This is a genomic window from Kitasatospora paranensis, assembly GCF_039544005.1.
In the GTDB taxonomy this organism is placed as follows: domain Bacteria; phylum Actinomycetota; class Actinomycetes; order Streptomycetales; family Streptomycetaceae; genus Kitasatospora; species Kitasatospora paranensis.
In genome coordinates, this window is sequence record NZ_BAABKV010000001.1 from 3735859 (window position 1) to 3754641 (window position 18783).

Sequence of the window (18783 nt, forward strand, 5' to 3'; positions counted from 1 at the left end):
TCTGTGGTCTGAGGGGGCCTGGGGGCGGGCCGGCTGCCTGGTTCAGGGGCAGCCGGCCCGACCTCCGTCAGACCTCTTCGACGCTGCTCGGCTCGCGCCGGGACAGGTCAATGCCGAGCTCCTCGGCGGCGCGGAACACGTCCTCGTCCGAGTCGCGCATCTCGATGGACTGGCCGTCCGAGGACAGCACCTCCACGTTGAGGCAGAGCGACTGCATTTCCTTGATGAGGACCTTGAAGGACTCGGGGATGCCCGGCTCGGGGATGTTCTCGCCCTTGACGATGGCCTCGTAGACCTTCACGCGGCCGAGCACGTCGTCGGACTTGATGGTGAGGAGCTCCTGCAGGGCGTAGGCGGCGCCGTACGCCTCCAGGGCCCACACCTCCATCTCGCCGAAGCGCTGGCCACCGAACTGGGCCTTACCACCGAGCGGCTGCTGGGTGATCATCGAGTACGGACCGGTCGAACGGGCGTGGAGCTTGTCGTCGACCAGGTGGTGCAGCTTGAGGATGTACATGTAGCCGACCGAGACCGGCATCGGGAACGGCTCGCCGGAGCGGCCGTCGTACAGCCGGGCCTTACCGGTGGAGTTCACCAGGCGCTCGCCGTCGCGGGTGAGCGTGGTGTGGTCCAGCAGGCCGGTGATCTCGTCCTCGCGGGCGCCGTCGAACACCGGGGTGGCGAGGTTGGTGCCGCCCTCGACGACGTCGGCGCCGATCGCCTGGAGGCGCTGGGCCCACTCGTCGGCGAGGCCGGAGACGTCCCAGCCCTGCTTGGAGAGCCATCCGAGGTGGATCTCCAGGACCTGCCCCGGGTTCATGCGGGACGGGACACCCAGCGGGTTGAGGATGATGTCGACCGGGGTGCCGTCCTCGAGGAACGGCATGTCCTCGACGGGGAGGATCTTGGAGATGACACCCTTGTTGCCGTGACGGCCGGCGAGCTTGTCACCGTTGGTGATCTTGCGCTTCTGCGCCACGTAGACGCGGACCAGCTGGTTCACGCCCGGGGGCAGCTCGTCGCCCTCTTCGCGGTCGAAGACGCGGACGCCGATGACCTTGCCGGACTCGCCGTGCGGCACCTTCAGCGAGGTGTCGCGGACCTCGCGGGCCTTCTCACCGAAGATCGCGCGGAGCAGGCGCTCCTCCGGGGTGAGCTCGGTCTCGCCCTTGGGCGTGACCTTGCCGACCAGGATGTCGCCGGTGACGACGTCGGCGCCGATCCGGATGATGCCGCGCTCGTCGAGGTCGGCGAGGACCTCCTCGGAGACGTTCGGGATGTCCCGGGTGATCTCCTCGGGGCCCAGCTTGGTGTCACGGGCGTCGACCTCGTGCTCCTCGATGTGGATCGAGGAGAGGACGTCGTCCTGGACGAGGCGCTGCGACAGGATGATCGCGTCCTCGTAGTTGTGGCCCTCCCACGACATGAACGCCACGAGGAGGTTCTTGCCGAGCGCCATCTCGCCCTCGTCGGTGCAGGGACCGTCGGCGAGGACCTGGTTGACCTCGACGCGGGCGCCCTCGTCGACGAGCACCTTCTGGTTGAAGGCGGTGCCCTGGTTCGAGCGGGTGAACTTGGCGGCGCGGTACGTGGTGTACGTGCCGTCGTCGTTGGCCACGGTGACGTAGTCGGCCGAGACCTCCTGCACCACACCGGCCTTCTCGGCGGTGATGACGTCGGCGGCGTCGACCGCGCAGCGGTACTCCATGCCGGTGCCGACCAGCGGGGCCTCGCTCTTCAGCAGCGGCACCGCCTGACGCATCATGTTGGAGCCCATGAGCGCGCGGTTGGCGTCGTCGTGCTCGAGGAACGGGATCATGGCGGTCGCGACCGACACCATCTGGCGCGGCGAGACGTCCATGTAGTCGATCTCGGTGCCGGGGATGTAGTCGATCTCGCCGCCACGACGGCGGACCAGGACGCGCGGCTCCGCGAAGGTCAGCTCCGCGGTGAGCGGGGCGTTGGCCTGCGCGATGACGTAGCGGTCCTCCTCGTCGGCGGTGAGGTAGTCGACCTGCTCGGTGACGACACCCTCGATGACCTTGCGGTACGGGGTCTCGATGAAACCGAACGCGTTGACCCGGCCGTAGGAGGCGAGCGAGCCGATCAGACCGATGTTCGGGCCTTCGGGGGTCTCGATCGGACACATGCGGCCGTAGTGCGAGGGGTGCACGTCACGGACCTCGAAGCCGGCCCGCTCACGGGACAGACCACCGGGGCCGAGCGCGGACAGACGACGCTTGTGGGTCAGCCCCGACAGCGGGTTCGTCTGGTCCATGAACTGCGACAGCTGGCTGGTGCCGAAGAACTCCTTGATGGAGGCGACGACCGGCCGGATGTTGATCAGGGTCTGCGGCGTGATCGCCTCGACGTCCTGGGTGGTCATGCGCTCGCGCACGACGCGCTCCATACGGGCGAGACCCGTACGGACCTGGTTCTGGATGAGCTCGCCGACGTTGCGCAGGCGCCGGTTGCCGAAGTGGTCGATGTCGTCGACCTCGATGACGATGTCGCGGCCCTCGTCGTCGCGCCAGTCGGTCTCGCCGGCGTGCAGCTTCACCAGGTACTTGATGGTGTTGATGATGTCCGGCTCGGTGAGCACGCCGGAGTCCAGGGACTCGCCGTTGCCGAGCTTGCGGTTGACCTTGTAGCGGCCGACCTTGGCGAGGTCGTAGCGCTTGGGGTTGAAGTAGAGGTTCTCGAGCAGCGTCTGCGCGGCCTCACGGGTCGGCGGCTCGCCGGGGCGCAGCTTGCGGTAGATGTCGAGAAGCGCGTCGTCCTGGCCCTGGGTGTGGTCCTTCTCCAGGGTGGCGCGCATCGACTCGTACTCGCCGAACTCCTCGAGGATCATCTCGTTGGTCCAGCCGAGCGCCTTGAGCAGGACGGTGACCGACTGCTTGCGCTTGCGGTCGATGCGGACACCGACCATGTCGCGCTTGTCGATCTCCATCTCCAGCCAGGCACCGCGGGAGGGGATGATCTTGGCGGAGTAGATGTCCTTGTCGGACACCTTGTCGAGGGTGGAGTCGAAGTACACGCCGGGGGAACGCACCAGCTGCGACACGACGACGCGCTCGGTGCCGTTGATCACGAACGTGCCCTTGTGGGTCATGAGCGGGAAGTCGCCCATGAAGACCGTCTGAGACTTGATCTCACCGGTCTCGTTGTTGGTGAACTCGGCCGTGACGAAGAGCGGGGCCGCGTACGTGAAGTCGCGGTCCTTGCACTCGTCAATGGAGTTCTTCGGCGGCTCGAAACGGTGGTCGCGGAAGGTCAGCGACATCGACCCGCTGAAGTCCTCGATCGGGGAGATCTCCTCGAAGATCTCCTCCAGACCGGACTTCGTGGGGACGTCCTGACCGTTGTCCAGTGCCGCCTCGACCCGGGCCTTCCAGGCCGCGTTGCCGAGCAGCCAGTCAAAGCTCTCGGTCTGCAGGGCCAGGAGGTTCGGGACCTCAAGGGGCTCCTTGATCTTCGCGAACGAGACGCGGAGCGGGGCGGTGGATGCGGCGGAATTGTTCGAGGCGTTGCGCGGCGCGGCCAAGAGGGGGTCCTTCCGAGGGCTCGGAGCTCACTACGCGCGTACCGGCCGGGCCATGACGGGAGCCGATCCCACCTCCGGGAACCTCCACCACCGGGGGCTTGAATCCCCAGGTCGGAGCCGGTTTACGGAGGCGGTGCCAGACCCCTACAGGGCAGCGCAGACTCCGGGCGACGAGTCACGGAGCAGCTAACAGGCAGCGCAAAGGGACAGTGTAGCCAATGGCGACACTGCTGACAAGCCCTGATTCGGAGACCGAATCGGACGCTCCTCCCGTACAACCGACGGCCCGGGTGATCCCGGGCCACCGCACCTCACGACGAGTCACTGAGTAGGTTCCCAGCGCCGCTGCCGAATATGCATCCACGGCCGGTCCGACTCGTACCGCAGTGAGGCACGCGAGTCGAGAATCGCGCGCCGGATGCGGTTCGTCAAGGCCCCCACCAGGGTGTGGACCTCGATCTGACCATCGCTCCGGGCCCGCCCCGCGTTACAGACGCCGTGGCAGGAGCCGCTCCGAGCGACAGCGATCACCCTACTCGCCCCCACCGACAGTGGCCGAGCCCACAGCGGCCCGGCCCCGGACGCGAAAAGGCCGGGCCGACCACCCCGAAGGGTGGCCGGCCCGGCCCCGCGCCCCTCAGCGGGGGCGGCGAGTCACTTGACGACGACCTTGGCGCCGGCAGCCTCGAGCTGGGCCTTGGCCTTCTCCGCGACGTCCTTGGCGACCTTCTCCAGAACCTTCGCACCAGCGGTGTCGACGAGGTCCTTGGCCTCCTTCAGGCCGAGGGAGGTGAGGGCGCGCACCTCCTTGATGACCTGGATCTTCTTGTCGCCGGCGCCCTCGAGGACGACGTCGAACTCGTCCTGCTCCTCAACGGCCTCGGCAGCGGCGGCCGGGCCACCGGCGGCGGCGATCGCGACCGGGGCGGCAGCGGTGACGTCGAACTTGTCCTCGAACGCCTTCACGAACTCGGAGAGCTCGATGAGGGTCATCTCCTCGAACTGCGCGAGCAGGTCGTCCTGGCTGAGCTTCGCCATGATGGCGGTCCTTCCACTAATTCGGCAGGTGCCGGATGTACATGTCGGGCGGGCGTGGTGCCTTACGGCATTGCCGCGTAGACGGGCCCGCGGCGAGGCGTGAGCCTGCGGAAACTACTCCGCAGCCTCGTCCTCGGCGGCGGGAGCCGGCGTACCGGCACCGCCCTGCTCGAGCTTGTCGCGAAGCGCGTCCACGGTGCGGACGAGCTTCGACGGCAGGGCCTGGAAGAGCGCGGCAGCCTGGGAGGGCTTGGCCTTCATGGCACCCGCCAGCTTGGCGAGCAGCACCTCGCGGGACTCGAGGTCCGCGAGCTTCTTGATCTCATCGGCAGACAGCGCCTTGCCGTCAAGGACACCGCCCTTGATGATGAGAGCGGGGTTTTCCTTGGCGAAGTCACGCAGAGCCTTCGCCGACTCCACCGGGTCACCGGTGACGAAGGCGACAGCCGTCGGACCCGCGAACAGGTCGTCCAGCTCGGAGATCCCGGCCTCATTGGCCGCAATCTTGGTCAGCGTGTTCTTCACCACGGCGTACTGGGCGTTCTCACCCAGCGAGCGACGCAGAGTCTTGATCTGCTTCACCGTCAGACCGCGGTACTCGGTCAGCACGGCCGCGTTCGAGGCACGGAACTTGTCCGTGATCTCGGCGACGGCAGCAGCCTTGTCGGGCCTTGCCATAGGCGTACGCCTCCTTCCGTGATGTCGAAGTCGGGCCGACCTTGGAGCAGTCGACCATTCAACGCCTCGACGCGCCGGACGGAAGGAAACCTCAGCAGAAAACAGTGAGAGCCCCGGTGCGCAGGCGCACGGGGCTCTGAACGACCTCGACGGTCGAACGCGACGAATCGCACCGGACCGGAAGTCCAAGCTCCAAACACTCCTGCGCGGGCCGTCTGCGAGAACTCGCAGATCCTTCGGCTGCCCTGCCCCCTTGCGGCGCATGGCAACAACCAGCGGTCTTTGGCAGACACCACCGTACTCGAAACCCCGCGCGGCGGCCAAATCCCGCCCGCGGCGGGCCGGGGCCGGCCGTCGCGGGCCGGCCGCTACAGCGGCGGGAGGGCCTGTCCGGCCGCGTCCCGGGTGTCGGACTCGGCCGGTGCCTGGACGGAGAGCGGGCCGGCGAAGTCCGTGAACCGCAGGGTGTCGTCCAGTTGGCCGGCCGCGCCGGAGCCCGTCCGGTGCAGCTGCACGAGCTGGTCGCTGCCGTTCAGCCAGAGGTCGAGGGTCACCACGCCGCCGCCGCCGAGCGAGGCGAGCAGGGCCGTCCGGCGGGCCGGGGTGAGCTGCGTCTGCGCGGCGGCGTAGTCCGCGGCCGTCACGTCCGCCCGGTAGTGCTGCACGGTGCTGTCGTCCAGCTGCTCCTCGCCGAGCCGCTGCGGCGCGGCCGCGGCCACCGCCGCGGTCAGCGCCACCACCGGGTTCAACCGGTCGAAGGCGCTCGCGTACGGCACCTCGTGCGCGCCGTCCGGGCCGGGCGCCGCGGTGAACCGCTCCCAGTGCCGGCCGCCCTGCCGGGCCGCGGTCGCCGCGTCGCCGCCGCGGTAGGCGGTGGTGTCCAGCACCACGACCTGCTCGGTGGTGCCGGGCCGCTTCAGCTCCAGCACGGTCTTCGGCGCCCAGAACAGCATCCCGGCCACGGTGTCGGAGCCGAGGTTGCCGCTGAACCTCGCCCGGCGGGCGGTGTGCATGGCCAGCTGGGCCGCCATCAGCACCCCGTGCGGGGAGCGGTCGGTCGGGCTCGGCAGCGCGGTGGGATCGACCGCGCTGCTGCTCGGCGACGCCTCGGGCGTCCCGCCGCCGGCGCCGCCGCAGGCCGCCAGCAGCGCGGCCAGTACGGCCGCCGCCGCGGCGCGGCCCACCGCCCGTCCCGTCATCCCCGCCTCCTGCCGCCGTCCCCGCGGACGACTCCGACGCTCCAGCGGCGTGCGTCCTCGTGCACGCCCGGGCCCACCACCCTGCCACGTCCGACACCGGCCGCACGCCCCGGCCCCGGAAGCCCGACGGGCCCGCACCCCCGTGGGGGATGCGGGCCCGTCGGTACGGACTGCTGCTGCGCCCAGGACGCGGCTACGGTCGGAGCACGGGGGCTCAGACGGCGGCCGGGTCCTCCTCGACGAGGAGGTTGCGGGTGCGGTTCGGGTCGACCTGGATGCCGGGGCCCATGGTGGTGGCAACGGCGATCTTCTTGATGTAGCGACCCTTGGCGGCGGCCGGCTTGGCGCGGAGGATCTCCTCCAGCGCGGCGCCGTAGTTCTCGACCAGCTGCTCGTCGGTGAAGGAGGCCTTACCGATGATCAGGTGCAGGTTCGAGTGCTTGTCGACGCGGAACTCGATCTTGCCGCCCTTGATGTCGTTGACGGCCTTCACGACGTCGGGGGTGACGGTGCCGGTCTTCGGGTTCGGCATCAGGCCACGGGGACCGAGCACGCGGCCGAGGCGGCCGACCTTGCCCATGAGGTCCGGGGTGGCGACGACGGCGTCGAAGTCCAGACGACCCTTGGCGACCTCGTCGATCAGCTCGTCGGAGCCGACGATGTCGGCGCCGGCAGCACGCGCGGCCTCGGCACGGTCACCGGTCGCGAAGACCAGGACCCGAGCAGTCTTACCGGTGCCGTGCGGAAGGATCACGGTGCTGCGGACCATCTGGTCGGCCTTGCGCGGGTCGACACCCAGACGCATGGCGACCTCGACGGTCGAGTCGAACTTGGTGGTCGACGTCTCGCGGGCGAGGCGGACGGCCTCGAGCGGGGCGTAGATGCGGCTGCGGTCGACCTTGGCGTCCGCGGCCTTGAGAGCCTTGCTGCGCTTCACTGCGTCTCCTGAAATATGGGCCCCTCCCGCACGGTGCCGGGCAGGGAGGAGGAGTTCGTGGTGGGAGCGGGCCGCGCTGGGCCCTACCACGGTGACAGTCCCTGACGGGACAGGGGGGCTGGTCAGCCCTCGACGGTGATGCCCATCGACCGGGCGGTGCCGGCGATGATCTTGGACGCGGCGTCCAGGTCGTTGGCGTTCAGGTCGGGGAGCTTCACGGTGGCGATCTCGCGGACCTGGGCGCCGGTGAGCTTGGCGACCTTGGTCTTGTGCGGCTCGCTGGAGCCCTTGTCCACGCCGGCGGCCTTCAGGATGAGGCGCGCGGCCGGCGGCGTCTTCGTGATGAAGGTGAAGGAGCGGTCGTCGTAGACCGTGATCTCCACCGGCACGATCATGCCGCGCTGCGACTCGGTCGCGGCGTTGTAGGCCTTGCAGAACTCCATGATGTTGACGCCGTGCTGGCCGAGCGCGGGGCCGACCGGCGGAGCCGGGTTGGCCGCGCCGGCGTTGATCTGGAGCTTGATAAGCCCCGTGATCTTCTTCTTCTTGGGAGGCATTTCTCTCCGGGTCCTTCCGAGAGGTGATTGCTGATGCGCCCGGCATCGGGGCGACACCCGGCCGCCAGGACACACATCGGACCAGGCTAACCGCTGATGCGGCCCTGGACCAAAACGTCTCCGGGGCGGGGCCGCGGCCCCGCCCCGGAGACGAAGATCTGGATCAGTTCTTCTGGATCTGGTCGAACGACAGCTCGACCGGGGTCTCGCGGCCGAAGATCTCGACCAGGCCCTTGACCTTCTTCGAGTCGGGGTTGATCTCGTTGATGGTCGCCTGGAGGGTGGCGAACGGACCGTCGGTGACGGTGACCGAGTCGCCGACCTCGAAGTCGAGCACCTGGACCTCGACCGGGCGGACGGGCGACGCCTTGCCGGCCTCCTTGGCCGCGGCACGCTCGACGTCCGGGGCGAGCATCTTGACGACCTCGTCCAGGGTCAGCGGGTACGGGTCGTAGGCGTTGCCCACGAAGCCGGTCACACCCGGGGTGTTGCGGACGACGCCCCAGGACTCGGCGTCCAGCTCCATGCGGACCAGGACGTAGCCGGGCAGCTTGTTCTGGCGGATGGTCTTGCGGTCGCCGTTCTTGATCTGGACGACCTCTTCCTGCGGCACGGCCGACTCGAAGATGCGGTCCTCGACGTTCAGCGAGACGGAGCGCTGCTCCAGGTTCTGCTTCACGCGGTTCTCGTAGCCGGCGTAGGTGTGGATGACGTACCACTCGCCGGGCGCGAGGCGGAGCTTCTCGCGGAACTCGGCCACCGGGTCGCTCTCGGCCTCGTCCTCGGCGACCTCGACCGCCTCGTCGACGGCCTCGTCGGCGGCGGCCTCGACGTCGGGGACCTCGTGCAGCGCGGCAGCCTCGGCCGGCGCGCCCGCCTCGTCCTCGTCCGCAGCCTCGACCTCGTCCTCGTCGGCGTCCACGGCGTCGACGATCTGCTCCGCAGCCTCGTCGTCGGCAGCCTCGGCCGCGACATCCGCCTCAGTGACGGTCTCGTCGGCGTCGTACAGGGGGACTCAGACACGGGCGCTGCTTCTTTCCTGGGAAATGAACGGATACCTCAACAGTACCGAGTCAACGGTAGCTGGCCCGCCCGGTCGGCGCCGAAAGCCCGCCGGACCCGACCCCCGGGGGGCGGGCCGGTCGCGGCGGCAGCGGAAGGGCGGGCGGTATCCGGACGCGGCATCCCTGCGGCGGGCAGCGGCGGCGTCCGGCACAGGCCGGGCGCGGCGGGCGCCCCGGTGGGGGCCCGTCAGCGGCAGAAGGTCAGCCGAAGATCCACAGGCTGAGCTTGGCGAAAGCGGTGTCCATGCCGTAGACGACCAGCATGATCGTCACGACGAACACGACGACGACGGTCGTGTACTGGATCAGCTCGTTGCGGCTCGGCCAGACGACCTTGCGAAGCTCGGCGATGATCTGTCGGTAGAACACCGCGATGCGGGCGAAGAGGCCCTTCTTCGCGCGCTTGCCCGACTTGCGGTCGCCGCCCTCGCCCTTGCGCGCCCGCTTGCGGTCACGTCGGGAGAGCGTCTTCTCGTCGCCGTCAGGCGTGGCGTCAACGCCGTCGGCACCCTCGGGGTTGCCGCTCTCAGGCGTCGCGGTGGAGCCCGTGGTCTCCGTCACTCGTCCTCACCTGAATCCGGGTCCTGCCGAGCGTGCGTACCCGGCTTGGGCACGACCGATCCGGCGAAAAAGCATTGCGGGTGGGGCCCTCTCCGCATCAAGCCCGCTCGCTCAGCGGAGCGAACGGGCTCGGTACGGAAAAAGCAGCAGGGCACGAGGGACTCGAACCCCCAACCGCCGGTTTTGGAGACCGGTGCTCTACCAATTGAGCTAGTGCCCTACGGTGCCTCGCGGCCCCGGAGTTGACCCCCAACCTACCGCATCCGGATCGCTGCGTGGTGTACGCATCGGCGGAGCCGCACTTCGGGGGCCGTCGAGCGTTGAGTGTACGGGTTCTTGAGCGTTTGGTCGAACCTCCTCTCCCGGACGGCCGCGCCGGACCGGACGGGACCGCTCGGGTACGCATCGTGGACAGTGCCGTACACATGCTGAAACCGTCGTGCCCGGGCCGCACCCTCTCTGGGACGATGCAGGCATGAGCGCTCCCACCCCCGCCAACGTCCCTCCCGCCGACCGCCGGGTGTCCGCCCGGATCGGCGCCATCGCGGAGTCCGCCACCCTCGCCGTGGACGCCAAGGCCAAGGCCCTCAAGGCGGCCGGCCGCCCGGTCATCGGCTTCGGCGCGGGCGAGCCCGACTTCCCGACCCCCGGCTACATCGTCGACGCCGCCGTCGAGGCCTGCCGCGACCCGAAGAACCACCGCTACACGCCGGCCGGCGGCCTGCCCGAGCTGAAGGCCGCGATCGCCGCCAAGACGCTGCGCGACTCGGGCTACCAGGTGGACGCCTCCCAGGTGCTCGTCACCAACGGCGGCAAGCAGGCCATCTACGAGGCCTTCGCCGCCATCCTCGACCCGGGCGACGAGGTCATCGTCCCGGCGCCGTACTGGACGACGTACCCCGAGTCGATCCAGCTGGCCGGCGGCGTGCCGGTGGAGGTCGTCACCGACGAGACCACCGGCTACAAGGCCTCGGTCGAGCAGCTGGAGGCGGCCCGCACCGAGAACACCAAGGTGGTGCTGTTCGTCTCGCCGTCCAACCCGACCGGCGCGGTCTACACCCGCGCCGAGACCGAGGCGATCGGCCGCTGGGCCGTCGAGCACGGCCTGTGGGTGCTCACCGACGAGATCTACGAGCACCTGGTCTACGGCGACGCCGCGTTCACCTCGCTGCCGGCCCTGCTGCCGGAGCTGCGGGACAAGTGCATCGTGGTCAACGGCGTGGCGAAGACCTACGCGATGACCGGCTGGCGGGTGGGGTGGCTGATCGCCCCGGCCGACGTGGTCAAGGCCGCGGCCAACCTCCAGTCGCACGCCACCTCGAACGTCGCCAACGTGTCCCAGCGCGCCGCCCTCGCCGCGGTGGCCGGCGACCTGACCGCCGTCGACGAGATGAAGGTGGCCTTCGACCGCCGCCGCCGCACCATGGTCAAGATGCTGAACGAGATCGACGGCGTGCTCTGCCCGGAGCCCGAGGGCGCGTTCTACGTGTACCCGTCGGTGAAGGCGCTGCTCGGCAAGGAGATCCGCGGCAGCCGCCCGGCCACCTCGGCCGAGCTGGCCGCGCTGATCCTCGACGAGGCCGAGGTCGCCGTCGTCCCCGGCGAGGCCTTCGGCACCCCGGGCTACCTGCGGCTCTCGTACGCCCTCGGTGACGAGGACCTGATCGAGGGCGTGACCCGGATCCAGCACCTGCTGGCCGAGGCCCGGGACTGACCGGAAATCCCCCGACCGCCCCCTGGTTCCGTCGAAACTCATTCTTTCGAGGGATGTCCAGGGGGCGGTTTCCGTCGGGCCTCCGGATGCGGCAGGATCGGCGGATGGAACGCCTTTCAGCTCCGCGCAGCGTCGTCGACCTCCCCAAGGCCCACCTCCACCTGCACTTCACCGGGTCGATGCGGCCCGCCACCCTGCTGGAGCTGGCGGACCGGCACGGCGTCCGGCTCCCGGAGGCGCTGAGCTCGGGCGAACCGCCGCACCTGCGCGCCACCGACGAGCGCGGCTGGTTCCGCTTCCAGCGGCTCTACGACACCGCGCGCTCGGTGCTCCGCGACGAGCAGGACATCCGGCGACTCGTCCGGGAGACCGCCGAGGACGAGGTGCGCGACGGCTCCCGCTGGCTGGAGATCCAGGTCGACCCGACCTCGTACGCGCCCCGGCTGGGCGGGCTGATCCCGGCGCTGGAGCTCATCCTCGACGCGGTGCGGGAGGCCTCCGAGGCCACCGGGGTCGGCATGAGGGTGGTGGTCGCCGCGAACCGGATGAAGTCGCCGATGGACGCCCGGACACTGGCCCGGCTCGCCGTCCGCTACACCGACCGGGGCGTGATCGGCTTCGGCCTCTCCAACGACGAGCGCCGCGGCCTCGCCCGGGACTTCGACCGGGCCTTCGAGATCGCCCGCAAGGGCGAGCTGCTGGCGGCCCCGCACGGCGGCGAGCTGGCCGGCCCCGACTCCGTCCGCGACTGCCTGGACGACCTGGGGGCAGGGCGGATCGGGCACGGGGTGCGCGCCGCCGAGGACGACCGGCTGCTGCAGCGCCTCGCCGACCGCCAGGTCACCTGCGAGGTCTGCCCGTCCTCCAACGTCTCCCTCGGGGTCTACGAGCGGCCCGAGGACGTGCCGCTGCGGCGGCTCTTCGACGCCGGCGTCCCGCTGGCCCTCGGCGCCGACGACCCGCTGCTGTTCGGCTCCCGACTGGCCGCCCAGTACCTGCTGGCCCGCGAGGTGCACGGCTTCTCCGACGCCGAGCTGGCCGAACTCGCCCGGCAGTCGGTGCGCGGGTCGCAGGCGCCGGAGGCGGTGCAGAAGGAACTGCTGGCCGACATCGACGCCTGGCTGACCGCCTGACGCCGGGCCGGCAGCCCTAGAGCGCCACGCCCACCATCACCGGCTCGTTCACCAGCTCCACGCCGAACGCGGCGCGCACCCCGTCGCGGACCTCGCGGGCCAGCGCCAGCAGGTCCTCGGTGGTGGCCGCACCCCGGTTGGTGAGGGCCAGCGTGTGCTTGGTGGACAGGGTGGCCGCGCCGCCGCCGTACCCCTTGGTGAAGCCCGCCCGGTCGATCAGCCAGGCGGCCGAAGTCTTGGTGCAGCCGTCCGGCGCCGGGTAGGCGGGGGCGGTGAGCTCGCCGAGCCGTGCGGCGAAGGCGGCGTACTGCTCGGCGGTGAGCACCGGGTTGGTGAAGAAGGAGCCGGCCGACCAGGTGTCGTGGTCCGCGGCGTCCAGCACCATGCCCTTGCCCGCGCGCAGCGCGAGCACCTTCTCGTACGCCTTGGTCAGGTCGACCCGGTCGCCGATCCCGACGCCCAGGCCCTTGGCGACCTCGGCGTACTTGACCGGTGAGGACTGGCCGGCGGCGTCGGTGAGGCCGAAGCGCACCCGCAGCACGACGTAGCGTTCCGGGTCCGCCTTGAAGCGGCTGTGCCGGTAGGAGAAGGAGCAGTCCGCGTTGGCGAGGGTCACCGTCTCCCCCGCCACCCGGTCGTAGGCGACGACCTCGGTGACGGTCTCGGAGACCTCCTGACCGTAGGCGCCGACGTTCTGCACGGGGGTGGCGCCGGCCGAGCCGGGGATCCCGGCGAGGAACTCGATCCCGGCCAGGCCCTCGACCACGGTGCGGGCCACCGCCTCGGCCCACACCTCGCCGGCGGCCAGCTCCAGGTCGGCGCCGTCCAGGGCGAAGCCGCGGGTCGCGATGCGCAGCACCGTGCCGTCGAAGCCGGCGTCGGAGATCACCAGGTTGGAGCCACCGCCGAGGACGAGCAGCGGCTCGCCCGCCGCGTCGGCGGCGCGGACGGCGGCGACGACCTCGTCGTCGGTGTGGGCGGTCACCAGGCGGCGGGCGGGGCCGCCGAGCCGGAGCGTGGTGAGCGGGGCGAGCGGGGCGTTGTCGAGTACCTGCACGCCCACCACGGTATACGGGCGGCCGGGCGGCCCGGACGGCTGCTCGCTCCGGGCACCCCCGGCGTTTTGGAGACGTATGCTATCCATATTGGTCCGCAGCCCGGGCGCGGCCCATGGGACAGCCGGTGGGGACAGCCGCTCGGGACAGCCGGTCGGAACAGGCGGGAGACGGGACGCGATGCGCATCGGAGAGCTGAGCCGGCGGACCGGGGTGCCGGTGCCGACCATCAAGTACTACCTCCGGGAGGGGCTGCTGCCCGGCGGTGAGCTGACCAGCCCGAACCAGGCGCAGTACGGCGAGGCGCACGTGCACCGGCTGAAGCTCGTCCGCGCGATGGTCGAGGTCGGCAAGCTCTCGGTGGCGGCCACCCGCGACGTGCTCAACGCCGTGGACGAGCCGGGCAACAGCCTCCACCAGGTGCTCGGCATCGCCCAGGCCGCCGTCACCCCGGCCCCGGTCGCGGCCGATCCGGAGGACTGGGCGCGGGCCGAGGAGCTGGTCGACGCCCTGGTGGTGCGGCACGGCTGGGCGGTGAAGCCCGACAACCCGGCCCGGCACGCCCTCGCCCAGCTCGTGGTGACCTTCCGCGACCTGCGGCAGGACGACCTGCTCGACCTCTTCGACGACTACGCCGTCGCCGCCGAGCGGCTCTCGACGGCCGAGCTCGCGATGATCGGCCGCCGGGAGGGCCTGGACGCCAAGGTGGAGGGGGCGGTGCTGGGCACCGTCCTCGGCGACGCGCTGATCGGCGCGATGCGCCGGCTCGCCCAGGCGGACGCCTCGCACCGGGCGTTCGAGGCGGCCCGCGGCTGACCGGACGCACCACGGCCGGTACGCGGTGAGGGCCCCGGAGTGCTCCGGGGGCCCTCACCGCGTACCGGCCGCCGGTCAGGCGACGACCGGGGCGGGTTCGCCGGCCGGCACCTCGGCCGGGGCCTCGGCGGCCGGCCGGGCGGGGCGGGGGATGAAGAGCGCGCAGAGGCCGCCGAAGAGGACGACGCCGACGCCGACCCAGACCGCCGGGTGCAGGCCGTCGACGAAGTGCTGCGCGGAGTCCGGGCTGCCGTGCTCCAGGAAGACGCTGCTCAGGACGGCGATGCCGAGGGCTCCGCCGATCTCCCGCACGGTGGTGTTGGCGCCCGAGGCCTTGCCGCGGTGCTCCGGCCCGACGGCGCCGAGGACGACCGCCGCGGTGGGGGCGATCGCGAAGCCCATGCCCGCGCCGGCCAGCAGCATCGCGCCGACCAGCCGGGAGTAGGGGGTGTTGTCGGTGGCCGCGAGGTTGATCCAGGCGAGGCCGCCGGCCTGGAGGAAGAGGCCCAGGGCCATCAGCCGGCCGCCGCCGACCCGGTCGGTGAGCGCCCCGGCGACCGGGGCGATGAACATCGGCATGAGCGTCCAGGCGAGCGTGAGCACGCCGGCCTGCAGCGGGGTCCGGTGCGGGGCGATCTGCAGATACTGGGAGAGGAAGAAGATCGACCCGAAGACGCCGAAGTACATGGAGGCGGAGACGATGTTGGTGAGGGTGAAGGCCCGGATCCGGTAGAAGCCGAGCGGGAGCAGCGGGTGCTCGACCCGGCGCTCCCAGAGGACGAAGACGAGCAGCAGCGCGGCGCCTGCGGTGAAGGCGCCGACAATGCGGGCGGAGGTCCAGCCGTCCTCGGCGCCGTTGACGATGCCCCAGACGAGGGCGAGCAGGCCGGCGGAGGCGAGCAGCATGCCGAGGATGTCGAGGGCGGCCCGTTCGCCGCGGCTCTCGCGGAGCACCTTGAGGACGAGCGGGACGGCGAGCAGGCCGACGGGCACGTTGATCCAGAAGATCCACTGCCAGGCGAGGCCGTCGACGACGGCGCCGCCGACGACCGGGCCGAGGGCGATGGCGAGGCCGCTGACGGCGCCCCAGAGGCCGAGCGCGAGGCTGCGCAGGCGCTCGGGGACGGCCTGGGAGAGCAGGGTGAGGGAGAGCGGCATGACAGCCGCGGCGCCGAAGCCCTGCACGGTGCGGGCGGCGATGAGCTGGGCGCTGGTGTCGGCGAGGCCGCAGGCGATCGAGGAGAGGGTGAAGAGCGCGATGCCGAGGGTGAAGACCCTGCGGCGGCCGAAGCGGTCACCGAGGGCGGCGCCGATGAGCAGGAGGCAGGAGAAGCTGAGGACGTAGGCGTTGACGAACCACTGGAGGTCCTGGGTGTCGGCCTTGAGGTCGACGGCGAGGGTGTGCAGGGCGGTGGAGACGACGAGGTTGTCGAGCGCCACCATGAACATCGGCACGCTGCACGCGACGATGGAGAGCCAGAGCGGGACGGTCGGGCCGGGGTCGGCCGGTGCGGGGCGGGACCCCGTCATTTCTGTCGAGGACATGAGACCTGTCTCCTTCGGGCGTGGTGCGACGGGGCCCCGCAGGGCCGGAAACGGAACGGCGGACCCGGGCCCGCGGCCTCAGCCCTCGACCGCGCCCTCGGCGGCGGAGCCCTCGGCGAGCGTGCCCCCGGCCGCGGCAGCCGCGGCGTCGGCCCGCTGCTGCTCGGCCAGTCGGCGCTGCGCGTCGGGCCAGCGGATCGGGAGCTCCTCCACCGGCACCTCCCAGAAGGTGAAGGTGGAGTCGCGCATGGTCGGGCGCAGCGAGGTCATGATCGAGTAGTGCGGCTCGGTCTTGGCGTAGGTGTAGAGGGCCTCGCGGGTCTCCCAGGCGGAGAGCGTCCAGAAGGTGCGCTTCAGCGGCTGGGCGATGAGGGAGGCGCCGAGGGCGCCGGGTGCGGTGCGCACCTGCTTCCAGGCGGCGAGCGACTTCCAGAAGAAGCGCGGCACGTCGGAGAGGGAGCGGACCTCCAGGCGGGAGGCCATCACCAGGGCGCGGGTCTGCGGCCGAGGGGCGCTGGGGGTGATCCAGGGGAGCGTGGGCATGGGGGAGCCTTCCTCGGTCGCCGGTCCGGCGAACCGCGGCAGGGCGGTTCGTCGGCACCGATAATGGCACCTTGCACTATCCACTATAGAGAGTGGAGATGTCCGATGCCAGTTTTTTCGTGACCGGCGAGCGGGCCGGCGGCGGCGCCCGCTCAGCGGCCGAGTTCGCGCAGCAGTTGCTCCGCGGCCTCCAGCCCGGAGGAGAAGCCGGCCTCGTGCGAGCCGATCTGGTCGTAGTGCAGCTGCTTGGAGTGGAAGTAGGAGCCGGCCAGCTTGATCCGGGCGCCCTCGTTCACGCGGTAGATCGTCTTCTGCAGCGTCCGCAGGTCCAGGTCGATCACCGGGTGGTCGTAGTGCAGTTCGCGGATCACCGCCTCCTCGCGCACCGGCAGCGGGTAGTCGAGGGTGACGAAGTAGTCGCGCTCGGAGGTGAATCCGTGCAGCCGGTTCATGTAGTAGGCGACGTACGGGCGGCTCTCGCCGTCGACCGCGACCTTGCCGTAGTTCCAGTTGTCCCAGCGGGAGCGGTCGGCCGGCATCACCGACGGGTCGGTGTGCAGGACGGCGACCGACGAGTTGTAGCGGATGCGGCCGAGCGTCTCGCGCTGCAACGCGCTCGGCTCGGTGAGGAGTTCGCGCGCCTGGTCGCCGTGCACGGCGACCACCGCGTGGTCGAAGCGCTCCGCACCCGCGGCCGTCGTCACGGTGACTCCGTCGGGCTGCTCGGTGACCGACCGCACGGGCTCGCCCAGCCGTAGCTTGGGGTCGACCGCCGCCACCACCCGCCGCACGTAGCTGATCGAACCGCCCTCCACCGTCCGCCAGTCGACGCGCTGCCCGCCGAGCCCGCCCTCGTCGTGCGCCATGAAGAACGCGATGACGGTGGTCGCCGGCATCTCCCAGATCAGCTCGGCCGGTACCGACCAGACCGCCGTGCAGAGCAGGATGACGTAGCCGTGCCGGAACTCGGCGCTGTAGCCGCCGCGGTCGAGGTACTCCCCCAGCGGCAGGTCGGTGCGCTTGCGCAGGAAGTCCTTGCGGCCCTCCCGGTGGAAGCGGTGGGCCTCGCGCCAGATGGTGTGGAACTCGGCCGGGTAGCGGGCCAGCACCTCCTCCTCGGGCAGGGCCATCTCCGCGGTGCCGTACTGCAGCCCGCGGTCGAGGTCGAAGAAGTTGAAGCCGCCCTCGTGGCGCCGGGTGGCCACGCCCAGTTCGGCGAAGAACCGGCTGAGGTTCGGATAGCTCGGCCGGTTGAAGACCACGAACGCGGTGTCGATGCCGAGCAGCCGGCCGGCGTCCTCGACCTCGATCGTGTGCGCGTGACCGCCCGGGCGCGGCTCCTGGTCGAAGAGGGTGATCTCGGCGACCTCGCGCAGCCGGTACGCGGCGGACAGGCCGGCCACTCCGGCGCCGACGACCGCGACCCGGGGCTTGGTGGGAGCAGACATGCGGGATTCCTTCGCAGGCTAGGGGGTGATCAGGGTGCGGTGGATCCGGCCGCCGCGGCCGCCCTGCACCGCGGCGGCGAGGACGAACCCGGGGGCGGGGCTGAGCAGTTCGAAGTGCCAGTCGGCGTTCTCGGCCTCCGGCCGGAGCGGGTCGGTCAGCCGGATGGGCGGGGCGGCGGGCGGGCTGAAGGAGAAGCCCGCGAGCCGGCGGCGCAGCCCGGTGCCGACCGCCTTCAGGTAGGCCTCCTTCAGCACCCAGTAGGCGGAGACCCGGGCCGGCAGTTCGCCCTCCGGCAGGAGGGCCAGCGCGGCCCGCTCGGGCGGTGCGAAGTGCCTCGGCAGGTGGCGGACGGCGTCCGGGCCGGCCTCGGCGCGCTCGACGTCCACCCCGCAGGTGCCGCCCGCCGCCACCAGACAGGCGATCATGCCGTCGGTGTGCGAGAGGTTGAAGCGCAGGCCCGCGACGGCCGGTTCGGGCTCCGGACGGCCGTCGGCGCCGGCCCGTACCCGCCAGGTGTCGAGCGGCCGGCCCGAGCGGGCGCTGAGCGCGTACCGGGCGAGCACCCGGCCGCCCAGGAAGCGCCGCCGGGCGGCGGCGCCGCGCAGCCGGTCCAGGTGCGCCCGCTCCTCGGGGCCGAGCAGGCCGGCCCCGCCGTGCCGGGTCGCGAACGCCTCGGCGGCGGGCTCGGGCAGCAGCCAGAGGTGGCCGTCACGCGCGGACATCGCGCCCCCGTCGGCCGCGGGGGCCGGGGCCGTGCCCAGTACACCCATGCCGACCAGGTGTTTGAGCCACTCGGACATCTCCCAGCGCAGCCGTTCCCGGCAGGGCGGGCAGACCTTGAGGTCGGGGTCGAGCCGGTCCCGCGATCCGGTCGCCCCGCAGGACGGGCAGAGCGCGCGGGCGCGGTGCTGTCGGGTCATCGGAGAGCTCCTTGCGGTGCGCGGTCGCGG

General features: G+C 71.2%; 16 protein-coding genes and 1 tRNA gene. 3 read left to right on the top strand and 14 right to left on the bottom strand.

Features of this window, described 5'->3' with window-relative positions; all coding sequences use genetic code 11:
• Positions 1 to 67: 67 nt before the first annotated feature.
• The 9 genes from rpoB to ABEB13_RS17975 form a co-directional block, all read right to left on the bottom strand.
• Positions 68 to 3544 carry a DNA-directed RNA polymerase subunit beta gene (gene rpoB / locus ABEB13_RS17935; RefSeq protein ID WP_345706305.1) on the bottom strand — a complete coding sequence of 1159 codons (3477 nt, stop codon included), beginning with the start codon at positions 3542 to 3544 and terminating at the stop codon, positions 68 to 70.
• 654 nt (positions 3545 to 4198) lie between these two features.
• Positions 4199 to 4582, bottom strand: coding sequence for a 50S ribosomal protein L7/L12 (gene rplL, locus ABEB13_RS17940; protein ID WP_345706306.1), 384 nt, complete (start codon positions 4580 to 4582; stop codon positions 4199 to 4201).
• Between the two features lie 114 nt (positions 4583 to 4696).
• Positions 4697 to 5260, bottom strand: a complete 564-nt coding sequence (rplJ, locus tag ABEB13_RS17945; RefSeq protein WP_100889748.1) for a 50S ribosomal protein L10 — start codon at positions 5258 to 5260, stop codon at positions 4697 to 4699.
• Positions 5261 to 5628: 368 nt separating this feature from the next.
• Positions 5629 to 6459, bottom strand: coding sequence for an SCO4651 family lipoprotein (locus ABEB13_RS17950; RefSeq protein ID WP_345706307.1), 831 nt, complete (start codon positions 6457 to 6459; stop codon positions 5629 to 5631).
• Positions 6460 to 6673: 214 nt separating this feature from the next.
• Positions 6674 to 7396: a 50S ribosomal protein L1 gene (gene rplA / locus ABEB13_RS17955; RefSeq protein WP_100889746.1), complete on the bottom strand. Its 723-nt coding sequence runs from the start codon at positions 7394 to 7396 to the stop codon at positions 6674 to 6676.
• Between the two features lie 122 nt (positions 7397 to 7518).
• Positions 7519 to 7953, bottom strand: coding sequence for a 50S ribosomal protein L11 (gene rplK, locus ABEB13_RS17960; protein WP_100889745.1), 435 nt, complete (start codon positions 7951 to 7953; stop codon positions 7519 to 7521).
• A 163-nt stretch (positions 7954 to 8116) separates the two neighbouring features.
• The gene (gene nusG, locus ABEB13_RS17965) at positions 8117 to 8962 is read right to left on the bottom strand and encodes a transcription termination/antitermination protein NusG (RefSeq protein ID WP_345709714.1); all 846 of its coding nucleotides are present in this window, start codon (positions 8960 to 8962) and stop codon (positions 8117 to 8119) included.
• Positions 8963 to 9218: 256 nt separating this feature from the next.
• Positions 9219 to 9578 (bottom strand): preprotein translocase subunit SecE, encoded by a 360-nt coding sequence (gene secE / locus ABEB13_RS17970; RefSeq protein ID WP_100889744.1) that lies wholly within the window; start codon positions 9576 to 9578, stop codon positions 9219 to 9221.
• A gap of 147 nt (positions 9579 to 9725) precedes the next feature.
• Positions 9726 to 9798: transfer RNA gene (locus ABEB13_RS17975), tRNA-Trp, on the bottom strand.
• A gap of 255 nt (positions 9799 to 10053) precedes the next feature.
• Between ABEB13_RS17975 and ABEB13_RS17980 the strand changes: the two genes are divergently transcribed.
• Together ABEB13_RS17980 and ABEB13_RS17985 are read left to right on the top strand one after the other, a co-directional pair.
• Complete coding sequence (locus tag ABEB13_RS17980) at positions 10054 to 11292, top strand: pyridoxal phosphate-dependent aminotransferase (protein WP_345706308.1); 1239 nt, start codon at positions 10054 to 10056, stop codon at positions 11290 to 11292.
• Positions 11293 to 11396: 104 nt separating this feature from the next.
• A complete protein-coding gene (locus tag ABEB13_RS17985) occupies positions 11397 to 12425 on the top strand; it encodes an adenosine deaminase (RefSeq protein ID WP_345706309.1) in 1029 nt (342 codons plus the stop codon).
• Between the two features lie 16 nt (positions 12426 to 12441).
• Here the strand turns inward: ABEB13_RS17985 and ABEB13_RS17990 are convergent, their stop codons facing one another.
• Positions 12442 to 13482, bottom strand: a complete 1041-nt coding sequence (locus ABEB13_RS17990) for a UDP-N-acetylmuramate dehydrogenase (protein WP_345706310.1) — start codon at positions 13480 to 13482, stop codon at positions 12442 to 12444.
• A gap of 178 nt (positions 13483 to 13660) precedes the next feature.
• Between ABEB13_RS17990 and ABEB13_RS17995 the strand changes: the two genes are divergently transcribed.
• Positions 13661 to 14296, top strand: a complete 636-nt coding sequence (locus ABEB13_RS17995; RefSeq protein ID WP_345706311.1) for a MerR family transcriptional regulator — start codon at positions 13661 to 13663, stop codon at positions 14294 to 14296.
• A 75-nt stretch (positions 14297 to 14371) separates the two neighbouring features.
• On the opposite strand, the gene ABEB13_RS18000 is transcribed toward ABEB13_RS17995, so the two are convergent.
• The 4 genes from ABEB13_RS18000 to ABEB13_RS18015 form a co-directional block, all read right to left on the bottom strand.
• Complete coding sequence (locus tag ABEB13_RS18000) at positions 14372 to 15841, bottom strand: MFS transporter (RefSeq protein ID WP_345706312.1); 1470 nt, start codon at positions 15839 to 15841, stop codon at positions 14372 to 14374.
• A gap of 78 nt (positions 15842 to 15919) precedes the next feature.
• Positions 15920 to 16384 carry a DUF3291 domain-containing protein gene (locus ABEB13_RS18005; protein ID WP_345706313.1) on the bottom strand — a complete coding sequence of 155 codons (465 nt, stop codon included), beginning with the start codon at positions 16382 to 16384 and terminating at the stop codon, positions 15920 to 15922.
• Positions 16385 to 16536: 152 nt separating this feature from the next.
• Entirely contained in the window at positions 16537 to 17832 is a 1296-nt protein-coding gene (locus ABEB13_RS18010) for an NAD(P)/FAD-dependent oxidoreductase (protein ID WP_345706314.1), read from the bottom strand.
• Between the two features lie 18 nt (positions 17833 to 17850).
• Complete coding sequence (locus tag ABEB13_RS18015) at positions 17851 to 18753, bottom strand: 4'-phosphopantetheinyl transferase family protein (protein ID WP_345706315.1); 903 nt, start codon at positions 18751 to 18753, stop codon at positions 17851 to 17853.
• Positions 18754 to 18783: the final 30 nt, after the last annotated feature.